The sequence below is a fragment of the Lentilitoribacter sp. Alg239-R112 genome (assembly GCF_900537175.1).
GTDB lineage: Bacteria > Pseudomonadota > Alphaproteobacteria > Rhizobiales > Rhizobiaceae > Lentilitoribacter.
In genome coordinates this window covers 1904599-1929247 of the sequence record NZ_LS999833.1, presented here as the reverse complement: position 1 = coordinate 1929247, position 24649 = coordinate 1904599, and the positions used below count along the sequence as shown (strand labels likewise).

The window sequence follows — 24649 nt, the reverse complement described above, 5'->3', positions numbered from 1 at the left end:
TAAGATGAATAATACGCGTGGCGGTACAATGTTTGCGATAGTGTTACTTGCACCCGCGGTATTGTATATTCTTGGTATTGTTGCTTATCCACTTGTTGATACGATTAATCTGTCTTTTACGAACGCCTCACTACGCAAGACATATGATTTTGTTGGGTGGGCAAATTATCAGAAGATTTTCAAAGCAAATTTTGATGAAGTTATTGTTCGAACCTTTGTTTGGACGTTCTTCTCAGTCCTGCTTAAAATGACGATTGGCACATGTGGTGCCGTTTTGTTGAACGCTGCCGTGCCTGGCCGAGCTCTCTTTAGATTGCTGACGATGCCGCCGTGGATTGTGCCGATGGCTATTGGTATTTTTATGTGGGGTTGGATGTATAACGGTCAGTTTGGCATGATCTCTGGTCTTCTGCAGAACTTTGGTTTGGTCGACGGACCAGTTGCTTTCCTTGCCTACGGAAATTCTGCATTCTGGGCGACAATCATTACCGATGTATGGATTGGTGTACCGCTTGTAACTATCTATTTCCTTGCGGCTATGCAGTCTATTCCACGTGACCTTTATGAAGCCGCATGGACTGATGGAGCGGGGCGGTTTTATCGCTTCCGGCGCATCACACTACCTATGATGTTGCCAGCAATCATCACCATGTCGATGATCTCTCTGATATTTACTTTTAATTCATTCGATATCATCTGGATTCTGACGCGCGGTGGACCATCAGGCTCGACGACAACGATGATTATTGACACATACCACACAGCGATTGGCTCCTTTAAATATGGTGAGGGTGCTGCACGAGCAGTGATGATATGTATTTTCTTATCGATCTTTTCTTTCGCTTACTTTCGTGTCGTTAGCAAAATTGGGGCAGGAGACAAATAATGAGCACCAAACCTATGATTGACAGGTATAGTTGGATTGAGCTTATTGCAATTTATGCCGGGATATTCCTGTTTCTGGCATTTATTTTAGCGCCGTTTGTTGAAGGTTTTTTGGTCTCCTTAAAGCCACTGTCGTTGCTCTTCTCTTCGCCATACAGTTTCATTCCAGAAAATGGATCATTTGACGCATATATTTCAATGTTGGAAACAGTGCCCGGCCTGTTTCGGTTCATCTTAAATAGTATCTTCATTTCAAGTGTGTGCACGATTGTTGTGTTGATTTTGGTTGTGCCCGCAGCTTACGCATTTGCGCGTTTTCCGTTTAGTGGTAGCGGTGCATTGTTGGGTATGTTCTTGGCAGTTAATATGTTTTCGGGTGCCGTCCTTCTTATTCCCTTATTCAGATTGATGCGGGCATTGGGACTGCTCAATACTTATTTTGCGATGATCGTACCAGGCGTAGCGTTTTTGATCCCAACCGCAATTTGGCTCTTACGTACATACATGATGCGTATTCCGCGCGAGTTAGACGAAGCTGCATGGGTTGATGGCGCAAGTCGCTTTTACACACTGCGTCGTGTTATTTTACCCTTGGCTATGCCCGGTATCGCGGTTGTCGCCATAACTACTTTCATTGGGGCTTATGCTCAGCAATTCATTTTTGCGCTGACGTTTAACTCCAAAACCGAGTTCATGCCTCTTCCCATCGGACTATTTGCCTATTTTGGTCGTCAGGAAGTGATATGGAACGAACTTATGGCCGCAAGCTTTGTTGGTATAGCGCCTGTGTTCATAATAATTATATTTTTGCAACGCTATCTCGTCGCTGGTTTAACCGCCGGTGCCGTAAAGTAGCACAATTCATCTCTGGATGGGATGATCTCAAGGGAGGACTTTGATGACTAAATACTCAAAAATATTTGGCAGTGCAATGTTTGCACTTCTAACGTCTGCGTCATTGGCAAATGCCGCGGACAAAGAAATCAGCTTCATAAATTGTGGTGATACTTTAACGCAAGGTTATGAGCAATATATCTCCGAGTGGGAAGCAGCTAATCCTGGTTATAAAGTTGCAGTTGAACTCGTTGGCTGGGGTCAGTGCCAGGATAAAGCAACAACGCTTGCCGTATCTGGCAGTCCGGTTGGGCTTGCCTATGTTGGTTCGCGCACGCTCAAGTCTTTTGCAGCTAATGATCTGATCGTTTCGATCCCGATGACGGACGAAGAGAAGGCCGGCTATTATAATTATGTGCCGGACACTGTGACATTTGATGGCACGCAATGGGGCATTCCAGTCGCATTCTCTACCAAGTCTCTTTATTGGAACAAGGATCTGTTCAAGGCAGCTGGTCTTGATCCTGAAACACCACCAAAAACTTGGGAAGAAGAAATCGCATTTGCTAAAGCGATTGAAGAAAATACAGATGCAGATGGTTTTGGTGTTGTTGCCAAGACATTCGATAACACCATGCATCAGTTCCTGCACTGGACTTATACAAACAATGGCTCAGTGATTGATGGTGATGGTAATATTACTCTCGATAGTAAGGAAAACCTTGAGGCTTTAACCGCCCTGCGTGATATTACTGCCTATGCTGAGGAAGGTCCGACCGCTTATGAGCAAAACGAAGTGCGCGCCATTTTCCTTGATGGCAAGCTTGGGATGATTCATGCATCGGTTGGTGCGGTGAATCGTCTTGAAGGCACCGATATCAACTGGGGTGTAGCTCCGCTGCCGCTTGGACCAAGCGCTAAGGGTCCAGGTACGCTATTGATTACTGACTCGCTTGCTGTGTTCAGTGGAACAGGCGTTGAAGAGCAGGCAATCAGTCTTGCTAAATATATCACCTCTCCAGATCGTCAGTGGGACGCTGAAATGGCACAGGGTTTGACGCCGTTGCGCCCATTGCAGCCGCGTACTGATGAGCTGGTTGCTGAAAAGTCTTATTGGAAACCATTCCTCGATGGCATCGAGTTTGGTGGTCCTGAACCGCTTTTCTTCGATTATCGCGGTTTGCAAAACGTGATGATTGAGATGGTCCAGTCAGTTGTTACTGGTCAGGCTGAACCCGCAGATGCTTTGAAAAAGGCTGCTGCTGATCTTGAACAGCACAAGTAAGTCTATAGTGGTTGTCGCTGCACATTGCGGCGGCAACCATTTTTGTTAGTTAATCCAAGTCATCGGATTGATCATGGCGGCAAGCGCGCCTTGTATAAAGACAGAGAAACGGAAACATGGCACAACTTCAACTTAAAAATATTCAAAAAAGCTTCGGTGATGTCAGCATCATCAACGGTATTGATCTTGAAATTGAAGAGGGTGAATTTGTCGTTTTTGTCGGCCCTTCCGGATGTGGTAAATCCACATTGTTGCGTATGATTGCTGGCCTTGAGGATGTGACGGGTGGCGACATTGTTATCGATGATCAGTCCGTGAATAATCTTCCTCCCGTTAAACGTGGTATAGCGATGGTGTTCCAGTCCTACGCTCTATATCCGCACATGTCCGTGTTCGAAAATATGGCCTTCCCACTTCGCGTGGAGCGTCTTCCAAATGATGAAGTTAAGAAACGTGTGGATGTTGCCGCAAAAGTACTACAGTTGGATGCGCGCCTAGAGCAGCGCCCGGGTACTTTGTCTGGTGGCCAGCGACAACGTGTTGCTATTGGTCGTGCGATTGTACGTCACCCTAAAATCTTTCTCTTCGATGAGCCGCTTTCAAATTTGGATGCAGCACTACGGTCCGATATGCGTATTGAATTGATGGAGCTTCATAAAACACTCGGGTCAACTATGATTTATGTAACCCATGATCAGGTTGAAGCCATGACGATGGCGGACAAGATCGTGGTAATGCGATCTGGTAATTTTGAACAAATTGGTTCGCCGCTAGATTTGTACAACAGACCGGACAATCAATTTGTTGCAAGTTTCATTGGTAGTCCTAGAATGAATTTTATTAAGGGTGAATGTATTTCTGCCGATGGTAAAACATTGAAAGTTGATTTGGGTGATTTGGGGACGATTGCCTTGCCGCGCAAAGCAGATCATTTGGCAGGACAGCAAGTCACCTTGGGTATCCGTCCTGAACATATGTTTTTGGGCGAGGGTGAATTTACTATCGAACTTAAGCCAAATATTGTTGAACATCTCGGCATCCATACGATTACATATTCAGAATTGCCCGGAAATGATACTTTCATTGCTTTGTTTGATGGTAATCCGGATCTTTCGGAAGATAAGCCTGCCAAAATGTCATTTACCTTGGATGCTGCGCATCTATTTGATGCCGATGAATTGGCTGTTCACTAATTTTTTTGGTATCCCTGCAGTTTCGGTTTTTTTACGTAATAGAAGTTGGTTCTGTAACGATCTCGAAGAGATCGGTTTGCATATTACTTGATCAATGACCGTGAAATTTTGAACTTTTATCTTGTCTGATAAGCGCCAAGATTCATTGGAGACAAACATGAATTACGCACATAACATCTCGCTGGAAACCAAATGGGTGCCGGAAAGTTCTGACACACCTTTATCTTATATTTTGGAGCTAACAAATGATGGTGAACACACCATTAGTGAGTTCAAACTGTGTTTTAGCGGGCCAGCGCGTATAGATCCGCTCGCAAAAATTGACGGCGCTAATTTAGATGTTCGATTGTCTAATCATACGCAATTATCTCCTCCGTCGGGTTTTGAGCTAGCCCCCGGTGACAAATGGACTATTACTGTACATGGATTGAGCTATCCGCTGCGACATTGGAGCGATGGAGCGAATACGGCCTATCTCGTTTCGGAAGATGAAAATATCGTGCCTGTAGATGTTTCTCCCACTCAGGCAATCGGCAATAATGAAGCTCTGCTTAAGGGTGCCGCACGTTTTCCTGTACCTGAAAAAACACCAGTTGCCGTGTCAATTATTCCATGGCCGAATTCAGTTTCAATAGAAGGTTCTCGTTCAGTACCTCAAGGTTTGGAATTGCAGCCGAATAGCGAAATGTCCGAGGCCGCAGCCCAGAATTTTACAACACTGGCAACGCGTCTTTTTCCAGTAGAGGGATTGGTGCGGGATGCGGCAGAGGGCGGCTTTCCCGTGCGCTTTGTAGATGAAAAAAATCTCGCGCCAGAAGCCTACGTAATTGAATTTTCAGAGAGTGATGTCGAGGTTTGTGCAACAACCCGCACCGGTTTTCTCTACGGGCTAATCACACTTGGTCAAATTTTAAGGGGCGCCCGCCAACACAAGAAAAACTTTGTGTTTCCTACCGCTGGTAAAATCGAGGATGAGCCAAGTCATCGTTGGCGCGGAAGTCACCTTGATGTTGCCAGGCAGTTTTTCAGTACCGCTGAGGTTGGTCAGTTTTTATGCATCATGGCGTGGAATAAGTTGAACCGTTTTCATTGGCACCTATCAGATGATGAGGCATGGCGTATCGAAATTGATGCCTATCCTGCACTGACCGAAATCGGCGCATGGCGCGGCCATGGATTGGTCATGCCACCTCTTTTAGGGTCCGGCCCAGAGCGCTCCGGTGGCTACTATACGAAAAGCAACATTCGCGAGCTTGTAGCGCAGGCTGATAATTATGGCATCATGGTTGTGCCTGAGGTGGATATACCCTGCCATAGTTACCCGATATTGCGGTCGGTTCCCGAACTTCTGGACCCCGACGAAACTGGGACCTATTACTCTGTGCAGGGCTTTCCCAATAATTGCCTGAATCCTGCTCGTGATGAGACTTTTCGATTTTTGGAAACTGTTTTCGATGAAATTATAGAATTATTTCCATCAAAAATAATTCATATTGGGGCTGATGAAGTGCCGATTGCGGCATGGTCGGGTTCCCCACAAGCATTGGCGATGTTGCGCAAGTTGGCTGGTGATGCGGTTGCAGATGGGCACGCAAAACTAACCAACACAATAAGCAATCATGAGGGGGCAGATGAGATTGATGGGTCTGGCGCTGCTATTTTGCAGGCTGCTTTTTTAGAGCGCATACAAACGTTTTTGGCCTCTCGTGGTTGCGTAACGGGCGGTTGGGAAGAAGCTGCCCATGGGGATGTGATCGAAAAATCGGAATGCTATTTGGTTGGCTGGCGTTCCGTTGAAACTTCTGCTTCCCTCGCAGGTGCCGGATATGATGTTGTCGTATCTCCTGGTCAGCGATATTATCTGGATATGGCCAATAGCACTGCTTGGTCGGAACCTGGTGCGGGGTGGGCTGGTTGGTCTGGTCCTGAAGAAACCTATATGTTCAATCCGACTGAAGGTTGGACAGATGCGCAACGTAAACAATTACTCGGAGTACAAGCGTGTATATGGTGTGAATCCATGACGGACAGGGCAATTTTCGACAGATTGGTTTTTCCAAGATTATCGGCCATTGCTGAAGCAGGCTGGACGCAGCACGAACGAAAGTCATGGCCGCGGTTTAAAGCTCTGGCGGGCATGATGCCTATACTTTATGGAAACTGGGCCAAGTAACTGGGTCAAGTAACTGTTCTGTAAGATGAGATCTTTGGGACTACGCCAATTCAATCGTAATTCATTGAATTATCTGTTGCCGCATTATGCTTAATGTTTAAGCTGGAGGATTGAGCTAATTTAGCATTGGGAATCTATTGTCGTGAAGCTACCCGGTGAGCAAGCCCACCGGGTAGACACATGTTATCTTAGATTAAACCGTCTGTTGAACTCCAGACTTCTTCATCAAGGAACCAGATACCATCGATATCTTCGTATGTATCAGTACCATATTGATCGCTTGATGATGTCATTGTTCCATCGTCGTTTTTGGTAAAGATATAATCTGATTTTGAACCTTGCAAATCAACCTGACTGTATTCCTCCGTCTGGCCAACAAAAGTCTGATCATCTTCTGTACCGATAAATGGGTTATGTTCTCCCTGATCGACTTCATCATTGCTGAATAGATCATTAATCGAGTACCATTTGTCTTCACCAGAGAACCAGATTCCATCAATATTATCTAGCGTATCAGTGCCGTGATCCGGGGTTATTACGGTTATTGTGCCATCATCATTTTCCGTAAACTGGAATTGCGAAGCTTTACCTAAATAGTCCACCTGATTGTAGTCGCCACCTTTGCCATCAATGTAATCATTACCTTTTGATCCGACAAATACATCTAACCCGTCGCCACCTACAAGATAATCATCGTACTTGGTACCGTGTATAGGATCGCAACTGTTGCCATCTGTATCTCCGCTTCCGCTACCAGAACCTTTGCCACTTCCGCTTCCACTACCGGAACCTTTGCCGCTGCCGGAGCCACTACCTGATCCAGAACCGGAGCCTGAGCCCTTGCCGCTACCAGATCCAGAACCGTTGTTCTGCCATGGATCCTGCCACGGATCGTTGTGTCCGCCGGAACCGGAACCAGAACCTTTGCCACTTCCGCTTCCACTACCGGAACCTTTGCCGCTGCCGGAGCCACTACCTGATCCAGAACCGGAGCCTTTGCCGCTACCAGATCCAGAACCGTTGTTCTGCCATGGATCCTGCCACGGATCGTTGTGTCCGCCGGAACCAGAACCAGAACCTTTGCCACTTCCGCTTCCACTACCGGAACCCTTGCCGCTGCCGGAGCCGCTACCTGATCCAGAACCGGAGCCTGAGCCTTTGCCGCTACCAGATCCAGAACCGTTGTTATGCCATGGATCCTGCCACGGATTGTTGTGTCCGCCGGAACCGGAACCAGAACCTTTGCCACTTCCGCTTCCACTACCGGAACCCTTGCCGCTGCCAGAGCCGCTACCTGAGCCAGAACCGGAGCCTTTGCCACCTTTTGATCCACTGCCATGATTGCTGTCATCATAGCGGGGATGATTACCCCAATTGTACCAGTTAAAAATTTTGTCGCTATTATAGGCCATCGTGACACCTCCAGTTCTTATGAGGTATCTCATCTACATCAAATAAGGGGGTGTGTGGAAATTGACCGATTTTAACCTTAAAGATTAAACTTAACTAGCCGGATTTTATTCAAATTTTAAATTTAACAACGGTCATCTTTGTTGTATAAATTGAAGGTGTTATCTATTCTGATAGATGTAGCTCAAGTTTCTTTGCGATATTATCAATCCAGACACGACAATCTTTTATTCTTTCATTACACCCTACAGAACCATTAGTAAGTCGGATTGCTCTATTTAAGAGCCGTGTTACTTCAGGTGGTGTTACGCCAACTTTATCGCCTGCCAAACATTTTTCGCGATCCCACCATTTACCTTCTTGCATCTTGTATTTTATTGCCAGTCGAAGCCGGAATGCGATTTGTATGAGAGATGCGATGGGAAAATATGTGTAGGCCTGGCCGGTAGACATACCACCAGCAAATTTTGGCAGATATTGTTCAATCAGTTTTTCCTCATTTGGAAAATCAATCATAGTCCATTCATCCATCATGAGGCAGATAAAGTCATCTAGAGCATTGCGTCGACCGCAATCTTCCCAGTCAAACCAGTATATTTTATCATTATACTTAAGTGCATTACCTGGACGCGAGTCCCATTTGACAAAATCCTGATGCTTACTCTGATAGGCGGCTTGCAAAAAATGTGGATCGATTTGAGGTAAAGGAATATCAAGTTTTTGAGATATGGTGGCCATGTTCCCGACTCTACGAGCAAGCCAGTCCGGTTTTGCGCCAATTTTTGGGACACGATGTTGCAAATTTTCCTGATGAGCAAAGTCACGGATTATAAGAAGCGATGTGATAGAGCTCTCTAGCAGTTCAACGCGCGCACTCATCTTTGTCTGATTGTTCATTGTTACTGGCACTCGAGCCCCAGATAAGCATTCTTGAATTAACCAGCGGCCAGATCGGGCAATAAATTTGGGTACGTGCCCGCAAGGTGATAACGTTTTAAGAACGATTGCTTCAAGTTGCGCATCTGCTTCCCTTTCACGTTTCGCAAGTACGTATAGCTCATTCGAAATTTCAGCAACAAATGCTGCTCGGTGTGCTCCGCCTGGAAATGCAACACGTGTTGGTGATTGGTCGAACACGTCTTTTGTTAGACGTTCAATCTCTTCAATGCGAGCCTCATCCAAGCGGTCCTTCGCATTCGTATTTGGTTTCGTGTGCGGCAAGAGTTCTAACCTTACTGTATCTCAAAAGAGTTTGCTAAATTGATTCTCAATGACGAGTATAAACAACAGTGTTGCTTTAATCTAAGTTATTGAGAGACTGAAAATCAATAATCAATAATCAATAATCAATGCATCGATCGTTATGTTCAACATCACAATATCTGGAGATAAAAGCAGCGAAAACCGCCGCAATAAATAAATATCAAGGGAGCTTATTGATTTAGAAGGTCACACCGACGAAATAGCGATTGATCTATAAATTATATTCTGTGATCGACGCAGGTGTACTTTGCGACTTTGATATGAAATCATACAACTTTATTGAGCAGGATGCATGTTTCGGCGCTGACAATACCCGGTATCTTATCAATTTTGAACAAAACTTCATCAAAATGCTGCAAGTCGGATGTTTCGGTTTGGGCAACTAATCCCCATTTTCCATTCGTGGTATAAAGGCTGATGACTTCCGGTATTTTTCGCAAATGTCGCTGGACCAGTTCCGATTTTAAGCCTTGAACCTCTATGTTGGTGATGGCGTGAACTATATTCGCTTCTGCCATTGTTGCGACTTGTACTGTGAATTTTTGAATTGCTCCCGATTTCAATAATTTGTCTATTCGCGCTTTTACCGTAAGACGTGAAATGAGAAGCGTTTTTGCAATCGAGGTGATTGGAATCCGACTATCATGTTTTAGCAGGGTGATGATTCTTCGATCCATTTCATCAATTTTTACGGCATCAAACATTATGATAATTTTCTATATAAATTGTATATAATATTAGACTTATTATACAATTTTCTGGCTCGTTTTCCAGCTTTATTCTCAGTAAGGTATGAAAAACAGGAATTATCATGTCGCCAAAACATTATCACATTATCGGCGCCCCTATTCAGGAAGGCGCCAGCCAGGCAGGTTGTCTCATGGGACCGGATGCGCTTCGTACGGCCGGATTGATCGATGTTCTCAAAGAATTGGGTCATCAAGTAACAGATGCTGGAAACGCCCGCTTGGATAGTTTTAAGCAGTACACCCACCCTAATGAAGCAATAAAAAACTTAAGTGAAGTCGCGAATTGGGCGAAAAACTTACAAAATATTGCGCGCTCTGCATGTACTTTTTGTGATGTTCCCATCTTCCTCGGTGGTGACCATTCAATGTCGATTGGAACTGTTTCCGGTGTTACAGAATATGCTAAATCACTAGGGCAGCCCCAATATGTATTATGGTTGGATGCACATCCCGACATGCATAGCCTTTCCTCTACCAAGTCTGGTAACCTCCACGGTACTCCAATTAATTATCTACTTGGGCGAGATGGATTTGATAATATTTATCCGAAGCTAGCTGCACCGATTGAGCCTGAGAATCTTTGTTTTATAGGATTGCGATCAGTGGATGTTTCAGAACGTGAACTTATCAATGAGCTACCTATTGAAACTTATGATATGCGGCGTATCGATGAGATCGGAATTAAATCTGCGCTCAAATCGTTTCTTGAACGTGTTCACACAGACAAGGGGCGACTGCATGTCAGTTTTGATGTTGACTTTTTAGACCCCAGCATTGCCCCAGCTGTAGGTACAACTGTGCCAGGCGGTGCGACTTTTCGAGAAGCTCATTTGGTTATGGAAATGCTTTTCGAAAGCGAACTAGTTACGTCCATAGATATGGTTGAGCTTAACCCTTTTTTGGATGAACGTGGGCGGACAGCCCAGCTAATGGTTGATCTTTGCGCTAGCCTGACAGGCCGCAATGTTCTTGATCGACCTACGACTAGATATTAATGGAGTTATAGATGTTTAAGAGACCACCTCAGCCTTCTGAGCTTGCGATGGTGCCATTCGTAAGTGTCGCTGATATGATGCGGATTGTTCACCACATCGGTATTCGTAACGCGATTGCTGGGATAGCATCTTATATTGAAAGTGATTTCAAACGCTGGCCCGATTTTGATAAAACGCCACGTGTGGCAGCCCATTCGTCCGATGGGGTTATCGAACTTATGCCAACATCTGATGGTGAGCTTTATGGGTTTAAGTATGTTAATGGGCACCCTGCGAACATGGCGCGCGGGTTTCAAACCGTTACTGCATTTGGATTACTGGCAAGCGTTGATAATGGTTACCCTGTCATGCTGTCGGAAATGACGGTTCTAACCGCGCTTCGCACAGCTGCAACATCTGTGCTTGCAGCGAAATATCTTGCGCCGGAAAATTCAAAGACAATGGCACTAATTGGCAATGGAGCACAATGCGAATTTCAAGCGTTGGCATTTCAGGAGATTATGGGCATTAACAGTATTCGCCTTTATGATATTGATCCAGCTGCTACTGATAAGGTTGTGCAAAATCTATCTTCAACAGGTTTGAACATCAAGGTTTGCAGGTCTTCAGAAGAAGCAGTACAGGGCGCCGATATTATCACGACGTGTACTGCCGATAAACAATATGCGACCATTCTAACGGATAATATGGTTGGGCGCGGACAGCACATCAACGCTATTGGTGGTGACTGTCCGGGCAAAACGGAGCTGCACAAAGATATTCTATTAAGGTCGGATATTTTTGTTGAATATCCGCCGCAAACCAGAATTGAAGGTGAAATTCAACAGCTAGACGATGATTACCCGGTAACTGAGTTATGGCAAGTTATCACAGGTGAAGTCGTGGGCCGTAAAGATGATAATCAGACCACGCTTTTTGATAGTGTTGGTTTTGCAATCGAGGATTTCTCTGCTCTTCGGTATATCTACGACCAGCTTTCAGAAACCGGCTATTTTTATGATCTGGATATGATTGCTGACCCTGATGATCCAAGGGATTTGTATGGGATGTTAAACCGAGCTAAACTCTAGCAAGTGTTCGGACCAAGTTAGTGATTGTAGCTTAAAAGTTAAGACGATCACGCCATTTGTAAAATAGGACTGATGGCGCCAGAAACCATGGATTGCCGCTATACAGTGGGCGTGTTGGAAATGGGATTTCACTAAAACCTGTTACATTTGGCAAGTTGCCAGCTGCTTGCTGACCGATTTTCATTCCCAAATAACTTGCCATGCCTACACCTGAGCCGCAATAACCCATCGCATAATATAGCCCGTTATCATTGCCAGCGTGCATCATTGAGTCAAATGTAAAACCGACTAACCCAGACCATGAATGGCTGATGCGGACGTCTGCCAGCTCGGGAAATATGCGAATAAGTTCATCTCGTAGCAATGGTCCGGTTTGTTTTGGGTCGGTCTCACTAAGAGAGACCCGCCCGCCGAAAAGAATACGTTTTCTATCTGGAGATGGCCGATAATAATAGACCAATTTTCGCGTATCCGACAAGATGCGATCTGTTGGCATTAATTGATCTATTGTATGCTTCGGTAATTCCTCTGTTGCAATAATGTATGATCCAATTGGGATAATGCGTCTTTGCTGCCATGGTGTTAACGTGCCTGTATATCCGTTGGTGGCGATGATTACGTTCCCAGCTCGAACTTGACCCAAACCAGTGGATAATTGAAATCCGTTCTTCTGTCGTTCAATGTTGGTAACCCGGCAATGTGATATGATCTCTGCACCTGCCTTGCGCACCACATTCAACAGGCCTTTGTGGTAAAGACCGGGATGAATACTTGCATGATGGGGGTAGACTGCGCCGCCATGATAGACGTCTGTTCCAAGTTCGCTATGTTGTTCTGCCTTGGTTACAACATAGGCGTCCGTTTTTACAATCCCCGTGACCTCCTCGCATTCTTTGGCAAGCCTTTCATAGGCGCGAGGAGTATGAGCGGCGTGAAAGCGCCCCGGTGTTTTGAACTCGCATTCAATATCTTCCTCAACCATAAAGTTTTTCATGTAATCGAGTGAAGCTTGCCCCTCGCGCAAGATATTTGTTGCAATCGTCGTTCCATACTTCCTGCAAAGTTTTGAGAATGACGGCTTGATGGATGTTGAAATTTGCCCGCCATTTCGACTGCTTGCACCGAACCCCAAAGCTTCTGCGTCTAGCACCAGCGTTGATTTGCCAGCGCGCGCAACCTGCAATGCGGCTTGTAATCCAGTGTAGCCAGAACCAATAATAACAACATCGGCGGATTGCGGTAGGTTCTGCGTTGTTTGCTGCTCAAGAGATGCAGCATCCCACCAAAAAGGTTGAGGTTTAAAATCATCGGTAAACACATTCATTTATGATCTTCCAATATCAAATCAGCACCCTTTTCACCCACCATGATTGTCGGTGCATTGGTATTTCCTGAAGTCAGTGTCGGGAAAATGGATGCATCCACAACGCGCAAGTTTTGTACGCCGTAAACTCGTAAGCGCTGATCAACGACATCACGTTTAGGATCACTACCCATTTTGCATGTGCTGACTGGATGGAATACTGTTCCAGCCCTTGCTCTTATGTCATCTATAAATTCACTATCGTTTTGTACCTCTGGGCCAGGTGAAATTTCTCTTTCAATGATCTCTTTAAGAGCCGGTGCTTCGGAGATTTTTCGCATGAACTTTGACCCTTCCAGCATCTCTTGAATATCATAGTCTGTGGCAAGGTAATTGGGATAAATTACAGGTGCATCGGATGGATTGGTGGATTTGATTTTCAGATGTCCGCGGCTGGTTGGGCGGGTCGGTTGATATCCTAATAAAAAACCTGAGAACGGGTCAGGATTCATCAATGGGCGCTTGCCTGGCGGAGCTTTGGTATAGCTGACTGGCGAAAAGAATAGTTGCATATTCGGTCGGGTTAAATCCGGGCGAGTTCGAACAAATCCGCCACCTTGATTCACGCCTGCCGATAAGGGACCGCCACGCGTTAAAACATAACGCATTCCCTGCCATAATTTGCCATGCCATGAATGTAGTTGGTCATTCAGTGTTGGTACTTTTGAGCGATATATAAAATCCAGACCAAGGTGATCTTGTAGGTTCTGTCCTACGCCCCTAGCGTTGTGAATGACGTCAATGCCCTTGGATTTCAAAAACTTTGCAGGACCAATACCGGACAACTGCAAAATTTGCGGGGAGTTTATTGCACCTGCAGAAAGTATGACTTCATGTTTTGCAAATGCTTGTCTGATCTTACCATTCTGGTTGTATTCCACACCGATTGTGCGCGTGCCATCGAACAAAAGCCGTGATGCCATTGCCTTCTTTATAATGTGCAGGTTTTTCCTTTTGTTTACTGGACGAATATAAGCGCGCGCTGTTGACATGCGCATGCCGTCTTTCATGGTATTTTGATATGTGCCGATCCCTTCCTGCTCAGCACCATTAAAGTCGGCATTATGCGGGATTTGTATTTGTTGACCCGCTTGGATAAAATTTTGACAAAGCGGATGCAGATGTTTGTCCATTGTTGCAACGTGAAGGGGGCCAGTCTCGCCGCGAAAATCATCCTGTCCCTTATCATTTTGCTCCGACTTTTTAAAATATGGTAGAACATCAGACCAACCCCAGTTGGTATTTCCCATATTTTTCCAGTCTTCGAAATCTTCCCTTTGCCCCCTAATATAGACCATCGCGTTGATGGAACTTGAGCCACCCATAACCTTGCCGCGCGGCCAATAGGATACGCGGCCATTTAACGCTGCATCCGGCTCGGTTTCATACATCCAGTTTACACTGCGGCGATAGAAGGTTTTACCGTAACCTATTGGCATCCAAATCCAAAAATTTAGATCGCTGCCTCCGGCTTCGAGCATCAAAACCTTATATTTTCCGTTCTCACTTAAACGATTGGCGAGAACGCACCCCGCAGACCCTGCACCTATGATTATAAAATCAAATTCCGGCATTTTACTTAGTCCGAAGATTTATCACGTTGAATGACAACACTGATCAGAGCGAGGAAACCAGAGCCGACAATAAGGAAAAATGATACGGCATTTAGTACTGGCGTCGAGCCAACTTTTGCCATTCGGTCGAACATTGTGATTGTAAGTGGAGATTCTGATCCGACAAGGAATAATGTCGTGTTGAAATTCTCAAATGAAACCAGAAACGCAACTATGCCCGCAGCGATCATTGCCGGTCTTAAATAAGGTAAAGTAACAGAACGCAATACCTGCATTCGGCTGGCACCAAGGTTGAGTGCAGCCTCTTCCATTGTGTAATCAAATTTCTTCAGACGTGCGGTAATTACCAATGAGGTTATCGTCGTAACAAAGGAGAATTGTCCCAAAACGACGAGAATGATGCCAGGTCTGAGAAATTCGAGTTCAAAGTTGAATTTATCTTCAAGGCCATTTGCAATGTTACTGGCCATGACAAGAATAGAAATACCCAAAATCACACCCGGAATAACCAGTGGTAAAATCATCAGGATATACAGGAAGTTCTTGGCAGGGAAATTTCCTCTTACAAACAAAAATGCATTGCAGGTGCCGACAAAAACAGACAGCGTGGAGACAAAGAAGCCAATGATGGCAGAGTAATATAACCCGCGAAGCAACCGCCTGTCATGAAACATCCCGAGTTTTGGTTCACTGTCATTAAAAAACCAATCCAGCGTAAAGCCTTGCCATGGGAGCGCAGGGAACAAGGAATCGTTAAATGCAAAGCTACCCGCTGCGACTAAAGGCGCTGCAAGGAATATGAAGAAGGCGATGACATAAAGTCGATATCCTAAAAGGAATGCTTCGTTTTTTGTTGATGATGCCATTGTTTTGCTCCTCAACTCTTCGCAACTGTGTTGGCAAGTGTTTGCCCTGTGAGTTTAAGGCCAAGCCAAATAACCAATGATGTGAAAGCGAGTAATAAGAAACCGAACGCAGCGCCAGACTCCCAGTTAAAGCGTGTGATAAACTGATCGTAAATCTGCTCGGTAAACCAGCTGGAATTTTTGCCACCCAGAAGAATTGGGGTAAGGTAACTACCTGCTGTCAACATAAACACCACAATGCAGCCGGATACGATACCTGGCATTGCATACGGAATGATGATTTTGCGCAAGACAGTTCGACCATTGCCACCCAAATTATAGCCGGCTTCAATCATAGCGTCATCCATACCGTCTAGTGTGGATACGAGTGGAACGATCATAAATAAAATAACCGTATAAACGAGACCAACGACAACGGTGATGTCGTTATAAAGAAATTCAATCGGTCCGCTGACTATCCCACTCCATTGTAAGAAAGTGGAGAAAACGCCAGTTTCACGAAGCAATAGGATCCAACCAAATGCTCGAATTAGATCGCTTACCCATAAGGGGATCAGACACAACAAAAACAATGCGCCGCGAGATCTTCTACCTGCTATTTTGGCGATGTAATAAGCAATCGGGAAACCGATAATCAATGCGAGAACTGTGACTAAAAGCGACATACTTCCGGTGCGTAACAATGTGTTCCAGTAGATAGGCTCATGAATGAAGTCGATGTAATTGCCTAATCCGAATTCATAAACACGGGGCGCAACTTTCTCACGTAGGGATAATACAACCATACCCATATGCGGCACTATGATCAGAAGAAGAATCCATAAGGCGAATGGTGCAAATAGCAAGATCAGGGAAAGACGTTTTATGTCACTTTGCATGATCGCCTTCCTAAGTCGCAAAACACATGGTTTGCTGACCAGACCAGGTCAGCTTAACATCATCACCCGCGCGTAAATCATCAGTGCCACCTGTGACAACTATATCGGCCTCAATCAATTCTTGCGAGGGTCCGCGAACAAGTGCACGACTATTCGCGCCGTTAAATAGTACGGAATCGACCTTTCCAAGGAGCTTATTTTCAGGAGCAGAATTTGCGTTTGTCTTAGTGTTTTGGACTTTCTGAGCGCCGATAAATTCAGGTCGAACAAATATATCAACGGCATCCCCTTGAGCCAGACCATCATCATCTCGGCGTTTACATGCCATTGTTAAGCCTGCATTTGTTGTTACTTGTGCAAAGTCTTTCCCCAAATCTGTAATTTTGCCGTTCCAGCGATTTGAATCTCCGACAAAGCCTGCGACAAAAGCTGTTTTGGGCGCGTGATATAGTTCCTCAGGTCGTCCAATTTGTTCAAATTTACCATTGTTCATAATAGCCACGTGATCAGACATCACCAACGCTTCAGATTGATCGTGGGTTATGTAAATAAAGGTTGTGTTGAACTGATGTTGCAGAAGCTTAAGTTCGATCTTCATTGCTTCGCGCAATTTTAGATCAAGAGCACCTAATGGCTCATCCAATAGTAAAACATCTGGATCAAGAACCATACAACGTGCAATCGCGATGCGTTGTTTTTGACCGCCTGATAATTGATGAATTTCGCGATTTGCAACATCGGGAAGGGCAATCCGTTCAAGTACATCTTTTACTTTTCGATCAATTTCGGCTTTGTCTGCTCCTTTACATTTCAGACCATATGCAATGTTTTCATAAACATTCATCATGGGAAACAGCGCAAGATGTTGAAAAACCATTTTAACATTGCGCTTGTTGGGCGGCGTGTTCAGCACTGAAGTGCCCTTAATATGAATGTCGCCGGAATTTGGATTTTCAAATCCTGCTATCATACGCATGAGAGTGGTTTTGCCACATCCAGAAGGGCCAAGAATTGAAAAAAACGATCCCTTTGGAATACTAAAGGAAACATTATCGACGGCACGAACGGCTCCAAAAGTCTTTACAATATTTGTGCATTCAAGATCATGTACCTGATCATCGGCATTAGACATCTACAAATCCAGACTGGGGAAATTTGTTCACATAAAATGTTTTAGAAGATAAAACATCGATATAAAAATGCGGTGATTTCTCGAAGAGAGTACAGAAACCACCGCACAAAAAGTCTAACTAGCCACCAGTGGCAGCTTTAATTTTTTCAAGTGTTTTACCTTCCATATCTTCAACACCTGCGGGAATGTTCGCAAAGAATTTAAGATTGGCAATGTCATCAGCTGAGAAGGCTGCGGTTACTGCAGCGCGCTTGTCTTCTGGTAGTAACTCCAAACCACCAGGAACGGCTGCAATTGCACCTGTACTTGCTGACATAAGGCTTACATTTTCTGGTTCAAGCACGAAGTTGATCCATTTATAGGCGGCATCATCGGCCTTTCCCTTACGTGGAATTGTAAAGGTGTCGATCCATGCTAGCGCACCAGTTTCAGGTGGAACAAACACAATATTGCTGTCTTGCGCAAACAGTTTGTAGGCTGTTGAATCCCATGTTTCAGATGCGACAATCTCGCCTGAAAGCATCATAGCTGACAAGTCATCGCCACCTTTCCAATAGGCTTTGATATTGGATTTGCATTCAATCAGTTTATCGGCAACTTGATCGAGGATAGACTGATATTTATCCAGATCAGAATAGGCTGCAAATGGATCATGTCCTAGTGAGAAGGCTGTACCCAAAAGAATAGTGCGTTTTAAACGCATGGATGTACGACCAGCATATTGAGGGTCACACAAATCACCCCAACCTTTAAAGTCTGGTGCTTTTGTTTTGTCAGCCATCAAGCCGGATGTACCCCATTGATGCGGCACAGCATAAACTTCACCATCAATTGTCGTATTGGCTTTTACGCCTTCCAGATGGGTGGGGTCCATTACCGATGTGTCAATCTTGGATAGATCTAAAGGCTTATAGATGTCATATTCAAGTTGAGCGGAATAAATACGGTCATGGCTTGGTTGCGCTAGATCAAAACCAGCACCGCCTGTCGCGCGAAGTTTTGCAATCATTTCTTCATTGTTTGAAAATGTAACTTCAACTTCTATATCTGGATAACGCTCCTCGAATTTTTGGACGAGCGCCTCAGGAGCATAGGAACCCCAGGTGAGAAGTCGCAATGTTTCTGCTTGCGCTATCGGTGCTGTAGACAGCATCAATGCGGATACTATTCCCGCTAATTTATACGTTGTTTTCATTATATTCTCCCAATTTTGACCGCTTCATTACATCAACAGTCTGCAAATGCTAGATTTCGAGCTTATGAATAGATTGGACTACGGTTTATATCCATTATGAAATATTTTTCAGACCAATTACTTGTGCAGTGCAGGTAAGGAGCCTAAAATATTCAAGCTCGCTTGAATGTCGCTTGGGTTGGTGCTCCCGAAACCAAGTACAAGTCCATTTTGGGCGATAGGTTGGAGACAATATCGGCTGATCGGCGCAATCGTGACACCTTTTTCAGCGGCTTGTGTGATTACTTCATCAATATTTACCCATTTGTCTAGATAGGCAGTTGTATGAAATCCGCTTGTTGTTTGCTGTACTTTTATGGTCTCTGGTAAGCTTTGACTTGCATCCATAAGCTCTTCATAACGCGTTTTATATAGTTTTCTCATCAATCGAATATGTGTGGCAAACTGACCTTCATCCATAAAGTCAGCGACAATTGCCTGTGTTGATGTGGGCGGCCCGCTTATCCATGAAGAAAATACTTGGTCAAAGATGCTAACAAGGTTTTGTGGAGCCAGAATAAAGCCAAGACGAAGCGAAGGAAATAGCGTTTTGGAGAACGTGCCCACATAGATGACACGGTCATAGGTGTCTATGCTTTTAAGCGGCGGTTGGGCGAGCTCACCGAAATAGAACTCACCGTCATAGTCGTCTTCAACGATGATCGCTTGTGCTTCGTTGGCTGCTTCAAGTAAAGCCAGTTTACGAGCAATCGACATCGTATGTCCAAGTGGTTGCTGGTGTGAAGGGGTTACAAATGCAAGCCGGAAATGAGGTTCTTTTGCCAGACCTTCGGCAACGTTCAAGCCTTCGGAATCTACAGGTACAGGCACAAGCTGAGCGCCACTTGCTATAAAGGCATTGCGCACACCCGTTGCGCCAGGGTTTTCATACCAAACGCGATCACCTGCATTGAGAAGAATACGTGCTATGAGCGAGAATGCCTGTTGTGCACCTGATGTTATAAATATCTGCTCCGGGTAGGCCTTTATTCCACGAGATGCATTTAGATGGGAGGCTATTGCACGACGTAGATCTTTATGCCCCTGTGGCTGTCCATACCCCATAACTTCGGCGCGACTGCTGCGAAGATGACGGGCGGAAATACGAGACCAATGTGCCATTGGAAAAGCATCAAGTGCAGGCAATGCCGTTACAAATGCTCGCGGGGTATGTGGCAACCAAGTGCGGGGACCATAAACGTCGGCCGCGTGACTTATCGCATGAGAAATGCGCGGTTTCTCAGGTGTTTTACCAGATAATCCACTTGTTGTAAGAATTGGTCTTTTATGCTCTAGAATATCACTGACAAATGTTCCTGCGCCCACCCGTGAGACAAGAATTCCTTCTGCAGTAAGCCGATCAATAGCATCGATCACCGTTGTTCTGGATATCATGAGTTCTTTTGCTAGTGTGCGGGTGGCAGGCAAGCGGTCACCAGCGGATAGACCACCAGACAAGATGATGTCGCGAAGCCCCATATAAAGTTGCACACCAATTTTTCTATTTGACCCACGATCGATATGAATGGACGAGAGCAACGCTCCGGCTTGTTTTTTCATGTCGTTGAGGCTTTCAAAATTGGTCTGACAAAAACGCCGTAATGGATCTTATTAAAAGACCAATATTAAGTATCGTCAAGCATAAATATGTAAGATATTTGTAAGGTTGTACCCGCATGAAAATCAAATCAATTGAGACTTTTACAGACGAATTCATCTGTTTTACACGCGTGACAACAGAAGATGGATCGCAAGGGTGGGGGCAGGTTGCGCCCTATTATGCGGATATTACGGCACAGGTTATCCAGCGGCAAGTCGCTCCTTATGTATTGGGTATGGATGCTTACGATATAGATTCTATTGTTGATATCGTGCGGGATCGAGAACATAAATTTCCCGGATCATATTTACGCAGAGCTATGGGTGGCATTGATACAGCCCTTTGGGATTTGCGAGGTAAATGCGAGGACAAGCCTGTTTGCTCTATGATCGGTGGTTCGCCCGGCGCTTTTAGAGCATATGCGTCGTCTATGAAACGCGATATTACGCCTAATGATGAAGCTGAGCGACTTAAACGTCTGCGAGATGAAAAGGGTTTTGATGCATTCAAATTCCGGATTGGTGCTGAAGTTGGTCGTAACATTGATGAATGGCCAGGACGTACGGAGCAGATTATCCCAACAATGCGTAAAGCGATGGGCGATGATGTTGCCTTACTTGTGGATGCTAACTCCTGTTATTCACCGGATCGAGCAATCGAGGTGGGTGGTATTTTGCAAGATCATGGGATTTCACATTTTGAAGAGCCATGTCCTTACTGGGAGTTTGAGCAAACCAAAGAGGTTACAGAGGCACTCGATATTGATGTGACTGGAGGTGAGCAAGATTGCATGATGGCCAACTGGAAAAAAATGATTAGTGATGGAGTTGTGAATATTATCCAGCCCGATATTTGTTATCTTGGCGGCATAAATCGTACACTTAGAGTAGCTAAAATGGCGGAAGAAGCAGGTATTCCCGTCACGCCACACTGCGCCAACTTATCTATGGTAACGTTGTTCACTATGCATCTTTTGCGAGCTATACCCAATGTTGGGAAATATTTGGAGTTCTCTATCGAGGGGCTAGATTACTATCCATGGCAAGACAAAATTTTTGTAAACGACCCTTATGAAATTTCGGATGGCAAGGCCACCGTTACAGATGCGCCGGGTTGGGGAGTAGACATCAACCCGGAATGGCTGTCAAAATCAACATATCAAATTAGCGAGCTAGACACTTAACATGCAACTTACCACTGCGGACATTTTTTCGGGAAAGCCGGTTGAGGGACTGCCGCATAATCATTTTATCGAAGGTGAATATGTAACTTCGCAAAGCGGTACATCAATGGACAGTTTTGATGCTGGACGAGGTGAAGTGTTTGCTCAGTTTACAAATGGCACTGTTGCTGATGTCAATGACGCTGTTGCGAGTGCGCAATACGCATTTGAAACAAAATGGCGAAAAGTTCCCCCGGCTGAACGCGCTCGAATACTACAGAACGCGGCGAAGCTGATTTTACAGAATGAAGAGCGACTAGCATTTGTTGAATGTCTTGATTGTGGAAAGCCATTGAATGAGGCTTTGGGTGATGTCCGTGGTGCGGCGCGAGCATTTGAATATTATGCTGGTGCCTGCGATAAACTACAAGGTGATACTTTCCCATTAACTCACGGTTATATTGGTTTTAGTCTGATTGAGCCTGTGGGTGTCACAGCGCATGTTATTCCTTGGAATTTTCCGATTTCTACGGCCGCTCGTGGAATAGCACCTGCGCTTGCCGCTGGCTGTACTGTGGTCGCCAAACCAGCAGAGCAAACTCCTTTTTCTGCTTTGTTGCTTGCTGAGTTATTGGTTGAGGCGGGATTACCTGCGGGAGTATGTAATGTTGTCACCGGTACTGGCGTTGATGTCGGTGCACCATTAGTTGCACATAAAAGTATAGACCAAATCACGTTCACTGGATCAGTGGCGACGGGTAAGTCGGTTATGAAAGTTGCAGCAGATTCTGTAACGCGGGTTGTGCTTGAATTAGGCGGGAAATCTCCTATCGTCGTTTTAAATGATTGTAATCAAGATAGTGCCCTTGAGGGCGTTTTAGGGGCGATTTTTGAAAATGCGGGACAAATTTGTTCCGCTGGATCACGCCTTGTTATCGAACGTGGCATACATGATGAATTTGTTGAGAAACTATGTGCGCGTGCGCAAGATTTGACGCTCGGACATGGGTTGCGAAATCCGCAAGTTGGGCCGGTTAATAGTGCTGAGCATCTGCAAAAAGTAGCCGGTTTTGTAGACCGGGCAAAAACACGTGGTGCTGAAATTTTAACAGGTGGTGCAGTCACTTCTGATCCACAAACGGGGAAGGGTTGGTTTTATCAACCCACAATCATTGCAAATCGCCCTGTAGATGATGAACTGGTACAGGACGAAATTTTTGGTCCCGTCCTAACTATTCAAATTGCTGAAAATGCCGAGGATGCACTGTCATTAGCAAACAATAGTAATTTCGGTCTGGCGGCGGGTGTATATACCAGTGATATATCAACAGCATTGGAGTTGGCGCGTGATATTGATGCTGGCCAAGTTTATATTAACGAGTATTTTGCAGGTGGTATTGAGGTCCCGTTTGGCGGCAATAAACAATCAGGCTTCGGTCGTGAAAAAGGTCTGGAAGGCCTGAAAAGTTATTGCAAGATAAAGAGTATTGCAGCGAAAATTTAAAGCGCTGTATCTTATGATACGTGTTTTCATCCAAGGTTTTAGGCATGGCAATTTATGTTTGAGTTAGCCTGGCTCAGGCAGGAAATCATAATAACCTTATAATATTAAAATAATACTTGACTATTTTTATCATGTTTGATTATTTGCTTTTGTAAATATGAGTAAAACACTCATATTAAAAATCGAGCCTTGAACTCGAACATGGAGATCATAATGATATTTAAATTTTCTCGTCCAGATTTTGGGCGAGTCATTTCACTTTTATTTGCAGCTTTCTTGACAATATCTGCCGTAGAAGTTTCTGCGATGGATAAAAAGACGATATCTGTAACAGATGTCGCGGGACGTACTGTTGAAGTAAAGAAGGGTGTTAAGAGGGTCATTCTGGGTGAGGGGCGTATGATGTACTCCGTTGCTATTCTTGATCGTGAAAACCCGTTCGAACGTATAATCGGATGGAAAGATGATCTTATTAAATATGACCCGGATGCGTTTGAGAAATATAAAGCGAAGTTTCCTGGGAAGACTGAAAATATCAAAAATTTTGGCAGTCCGTATTCAGGTGACTTCAGTATCGAAAGTGCTATTTCCTTGGATGCTGATCTTGTAATCCTTAATTTGGGTAACCTATTCAAAGCAGAAGAAACAGGGTTGATAGAGAAGCTAGAAAAGGTTGGTATTCCAGTTATCTTTGTTGATTTTCGTAAGCGCCCGACACAAAATACTGTGCCCAGTCTTATGTTAATGGGACGTGTATTTGATAAGCAAGACGAAGCGCAAAAGTTTGTAGATTATTACATTATGCAAATGCGCCGAGTAACGAACATTGTAGATAATATGGATAATGACCAGCGACCATTGGTGTTTATAGAAAATGCACCGGGTTGGAATCCTGAATTTTGTTGCAAGACATATGGTGGCGCTAATTTTGGACGCCTTGTTGATGAAGCAGGTGGCGTGAATTGGGGAACGCAAAAATTCCCAGGGTTTTCTGGTGAGGCAAGCTTTGAAGCGGTACTTGCAGATAACCCAGAAATCGTTATTGGAACAGGCGCAAACTGGTCTGTTAACCGCCCGTCTGTGACGTCTGTTCTTCTTGGTTATGATGCGACTGATGCGGCTGTGCAGGAGCGCCTCAAAGGACTTGCTGATCGTAAAGGCTGGTCATCTATGGATGCTGTCACAGGTAAGCGTTTCCACTCAGTTTATCACCAGTTCTATAATAGTCCTTATCACTTTGTTGCATTGCAAGCTTTTGCAAAATGGTTCCATCCGGAAGAGTTTAGTGATCTCGATCCAGAGGAAACTTTTAAGGAATTACACGACCAATTCCTGCCTATCGAAGCTAGCGGCGTTTTTTGGGCTACCCTCCAATAATGCGCAAGTAATGTAACAATGCCGGTCTGCTATGCTGATGCAGACCGGCTCTTTTTAGGGCAGTAAGATGTTAAAACAAGAGAAGTACCTTGTTTGTTTTCA

At 44.8% G+C, this 24649-nt stretch carries 20 protein-coding genes; 10 read left to right on the top strand and 10 right to left on the bottom strand.

Features of this window, described 5'->3' with window-relative positions; translation table 11 throughout:
- Positions 1-4: 4 nt before the first annotated feature.
- From G3W54_RS09610 to G3W54_RS09590, 5 genes are all read left to right on the top strand, one after another.
- Entirely contained in the window at positions 5-886 is an 882-nt protein-coding gene (locus G3W54_RS09610) for a sugar ABC transporter permease (RefSeq protein ID WP_162652844.1), read from the top strand.
- Complete coding sequence (locus tag G3W54_RS09605; protein ID WP_162652843.1) at positions 886-1740, top strand: carbohydrate ABC transporter permease; 855 nt, start codon at positions 886-888, stop codon at positions 1738-1740. Before G3W54_RS09610 ends, G3W54_RS09605 begins: the two co-directional genes overlap by 1 nt.
- 43 nt (positions 1741-1783) lie before the next feature.
- Positions 1784-3004, top strand: coding sequence for an extracellular solute-binding protein (locus G3W54_RS09600; protein WP_162652842.1), 1221 nt, complete (start codon positions 1784-1786; stop codon positions 3002-3004).
- 116 nt (positions 3005-3120) lie between these two features.
- Positions 3121-4197: a sn-glycerol-3-phosphate ABC transporter ATP-binding protein UgpC gene (gene ugpC, locus G3W54_RS09595; protein ID WP_162652841.1), complete on the top strand. Its 1077-nt coding sequence runs from the start codon at positions 3121-3123 to the stop codon at positions 4195-4197.
- Between the two features lie 157 nt (positions 4198-4354).
- Positions 4355-6370, top strand: a complete 2016-nt coding sequence (locus G3W54_RS09590; RefSeq protein WP_162652840.1) for a beta-N-acetylhexosaminidase — start codon at positions 4355-4357, stop codon at positions 6368-6370.
- A gap of 188 nt (positions 6371-6558) precedes the next feature.
- Here the strand turns inward: G3W54_RS09590 and G3W54_RS09585 are convergent, their stop codons facing one another.
- The 3 genes from G3W54_RS09585 to G3W54_RS09575 all read right to left on the bottom strand — a co-directional run bounded on the left by G3W54_RS09585 (position 6559) and on the right by G3W54_RS09575 (position 9747).
- Complete coding sequence (locus G3W54_RS09585) at positions 6559-7782, bottom strand: hypothetical protein (RefSeq protein ID WP_162652839.1); 1224 nt, start codon at positions 7780-7782, stop codon at positions 6559-6561.
- Positions 7783-7945: 163 nt separating this feature from the next.
- A complete protein-coding gene (locus tag G3W54_RS09580) occupies positions 7946-9001 on the bottom strand; it encodes a hypothetical protein (RefSeq protein WP_162652838.1) in 1056 nt (351 codons plus the stop codon).
- Positions 9002-9309: 308 nt separating this feature from the next.
- On the bottom strand, positions 9310-9747 hold the full coding sequence (locus G3W54_RS09575) for an Lrp/AsnC family transcriptional regulator (RefSeq protein ID WP_162652837.1): 438 nt from the start codon (positions 9745-9747) through the stop codon (positions 9310-9312).
- Positions 9748-9854: 107 nt separating this feature from the next.
- Between G3W54_RS09575 and rocF the strand changes: the two genes are divergently transcribed.
- Positions 9855-10787 carry an arginase gene (rocF, locus tag G3W54_RS09570; protein ID WP_162652836.1) on the top strand — a complete coding sequence of 311 codons (933 nt, stop codon included), beginning with the start codon at positions 9855-9857 and terminating at the stop codon, positions 10785-10787.
- A gap of 11 nt (positions 10788-10798) precedes the next feature.
- On the top strand, positions 10799-11857 hold the full coding sequence (locus G3W54_RS09565; RefSeq protein WP_162652835.1) for an ornithine cyclodeaminase: 1059 nt from the start codon (positions 10799-10801) through the stop codon (positions 11855-11857).
- Between the two features lie 31 nt (positions 11858-11888).
- On the opposite strand, the gene G3W54_RS09560 is transcribed toward G3W54_RS09565, so the two are convergent.
- The 7 genes from G3W54_RS09560 to G3W54_RS09530 all read right to left on the bottom strand — a co-directional run bounded on the left by G3W54_RS09560 (position 11889) and on the right by G3W54_RS09530 (position 20464).
- Positions 11889-13181, bottom strand: coding sequence for an FAD-binding oxidoreductase (locus tag G3W54_RS09560; RefSeq protein WP_162652834.1), 1293 nt, complete (start codon positions 13179-13181; stop codon positions 11889-11891).
- Positions 13178-14794 carry a choline dehydrogenase gene (locus G3W54_RS09555; protein WP_162652833.1) on the bottom strand — a complete coding sequence of 539 codons (1617 nt, stop codon included), beginning with the start codon at positions 14792-14794 and terminating at the stop codon, positions 13178-13180. The genes G3W54_RS09560 and G3W54_RS09555 overlap by 4 nt, the downstream gene beginning before the upstream one ends.
- A gap of 5 nt (positions 14795-14799) precedes the next feature.
- Positions 14800-15660 (bottom strand): ABC transporter permease, encoded by an 861-nt coding sequence (locus G3W54_RS09550; protein ID WP_162652832.1) that lies wholly within the window; start codon positions 15658-15660, stop codon positions 14800-14802.
- 11 nt (positions 15661-15671) lie between these two features.
- Positions 15672-16538: an ABC transporter permease gene (locus tag G3W54_RS09545; protein ID WP_162652831.1), complete on the bottom strand. Its 867-nt coding sequence runs from the start codon at positions 16536-16538 to the stop codon at positions 15672-15674.
- Positions 16539-16548: 10 nt separating this feature from the next.
- Positions 16549-17670: an ABC transporter ATP-binding protein gene (locus G3W54_RS09540; protein WP_162652830.1), complete on the bottom strand. Its 1122-nt coding sequence runs from the start codon at positions 17668-17670 to the stop codon at positions 16549-16551.
- A gap of 118 nt (positions 17671-17788) precedes the next feature.
- Entirely contained in the window at positions 17789-18865 is a 1077-nt protein-coding gene (locus tag G3W54_RS09535) for an extracellular solute-binding protein (RefSeq protein ID WP_162652829.1), read from the bottom strand.
- A gap of 117 nt (positions 18866-18982) precedes the next feature.
- Positions 18983-20464, bottom strand: a complete 1482-nt coding sequence (locus G3W54_RS09530; RefSeq protein ID WP_162652828.1) for a PLP-dependent aminotransferase family protein — start codon at positions 20462-20464, stop codon at positions 18983-18985.
- A gap of 116 nt (positions 20465-20580) precedes the next feature.
- Here G3W54_RS09530 and G3W54_RS09525 point away from each other — a divergent pair, with 116 nt between their 5' ends.
- From G3W54_RS09525 to G3W54_RS09515, 3 genes are all read left to right on the top strand, one after another.
- Positions 20581-21687: a mandelate racemase/muconate lactonizing enzyme family protein gene (locus tag G3W54_RS09525; RefSeq protein ID WP_162652827.1), complete on the top strand. Its 1107-nt coding sequence runs from the start codon at positions 20581-20583 to the stop codon at positions 21685-21687.
- Between the two features lies 1 nt (position 21688).
- Entirely contained in the window at positions 21689-23170 is a 1482-nt protein-coding gene (locus G3W54_RS09520; protein WP_162652826.1) for an aldehyde dehydrogenase family protein, read from the top strand.
- 213 nt (positions 23171-23383) lie between these two features.
- On the top strand, positions 23384-24547 hold the full coding sequence (locus tag G3W54_RS09515) for an ABC transporter substrate-binding protein (protein ID WP_244627869.1): 1164 nt from the start codon (positions 23384-23386) through the stop codon (positions 24545-24547).
- The last annotated feature ends 102 nt before the right edge of the window (positions 24548-24649 follow it).

What these genes read in the sequence shown, in the direction of transcription:
- G3W54_RS09610 (WP_162652844.1), top strand. Translation starts at nt 5, where the DNA reads ATGAATAATACGCGTGGCGGTACAATGTTTGCGATAGTGTTACTTGCA.
- G3W54_RS09605 (WP_162652843.1), top strand. Translation starts at nt 886, where the DNA reads ATGAGCACCAAACCTATGATTGACAGGTATAGTTGGATTGAGCTTATT.
- G3W54_RS09600 (WP_162652842.1), top strand. Translation starts at nt 1,784, where the DNA reads ATGACTAAATACTCAAAAATATTTGGCAGTGCAATGTTTGCACTTCTA.
- ugpC (WP_162652841.1), top strand. Translation starts at nt 3,121, where the DNA reads ATGGCACAACTTCAACTTAAAAATATTCAAAAAAGCTTCGGTGATGTC.
- G3W54_RS09590 (WP_162652840.1), top strand. Translation starts at nt 4,355, where the DNA reads ATGAATTACGCACATAACATCTCGCTGGAAACCAAATGGGTGCCGGAA.
- G3W54_RS09585 (WP_162652839.1), bottom strand. Translation starts at nt 7,782, where the DNA reads ATGGCCTATAATAGCGACAAAATTTTTAACTGGTACAATTGGGGTAAT.
- G3W54_RS09575 (WP_162652837.1), bottom strand. Translation starts at nt 9,747, where the DNA reads ATGTTTGATGCCGTAAAAATTGATGAAATGGATCGAAGAATCATCACC.
- rocF (WP_162652836.1), top strand. Translation starts at nt 9,855, where the DNA reads ATGTCGCCAAAACATTATCACATTATCGGCGCCCCTATTCAGGAAGGC.
- G3W54_RS09565 (WP_162652835.1), top strand. Translation starts at nt 10,799, where the DNA reads ATGTTTAAGAGACCACCTCAGCCTTCTGAGCTTGCGATGGTGCCATTC.
- G3W54_RS09560 (WP_162652834.1), bottom strand. Translation starts at nt 13,181, where the DNA reads ATGAATGTGTTTACCGATGATTTTAAACCTCAACCTTTTTGGTGGGAT.
- G3W54_RS09555 (WP_162652833.1), bottom strand. Translation starts at nt 14,794, where the DNA reads ATGCCGGAATTTGATTTTATAATCATAGGTGCAGGGTCTGCGGGGTGC.
- G3W54_RS09550 (WP_162652832.1), bottom strand. Translation starts at nt 15,660, where the DNA reads ATGGCATCATCAACAAAAAACGAAGCATTCCTTTTAGGATATCGACTT.
- G3W54_RS09545 (WP_162652831.1), bottom strand. Translation starts at nt 16,538, where the DNA reads ATGCAAAGTGACATAAAACGTCTTTCCCTGATCTTGCTATTTGCACCA.
- G3W54_RS09540 (WP_162652830.1), bottom strand. Translation starts at nt 17,670, where the DNA reads ATGTCTAATGCCGATGATCAGGTACATGATCTTGAATGCACAAATATT.
- G3W54_RS09535 (WP_162652829.1), bottom strand. Translation starts at nt 18,865, where the DNA reads ATGAAAACAACGTATAAATTAGCGGGAATAGTATCCGCATTGATGCTG.
- G3W54_RS09530 (WP_162652828.1), bottom strand. Translation starts at nt 20,464, where the DNA reads ATGAAAAAACAAGCCGGAGCGTTGCTCTCGTCCATTCATATCGATCGT.
- G3W54_RS09525 (WP_162652827.1), top strand. Translation starts at nt 20,581, where the DNA reads ATGAAAATCAAATCAATTGAGACTTTTACAGACGAATTCATCTGTTTT.
- G3W54_RS09520 (WP_162652826.1), top strand. Translation starts at nt 21,689, where the DNA reads ATGCAACTTACCACTGCGGACATTTTTTCGGGAAAGCCGGTTGAGGGA.
- G3W54_RS09515 (WP_244627869.1), top strand. Translation starts at nt 23,384, where the DNA reads ATGATATTTAAATTTTCTCGTCCAGATTTTGGGCGAGTCATTTCACTT.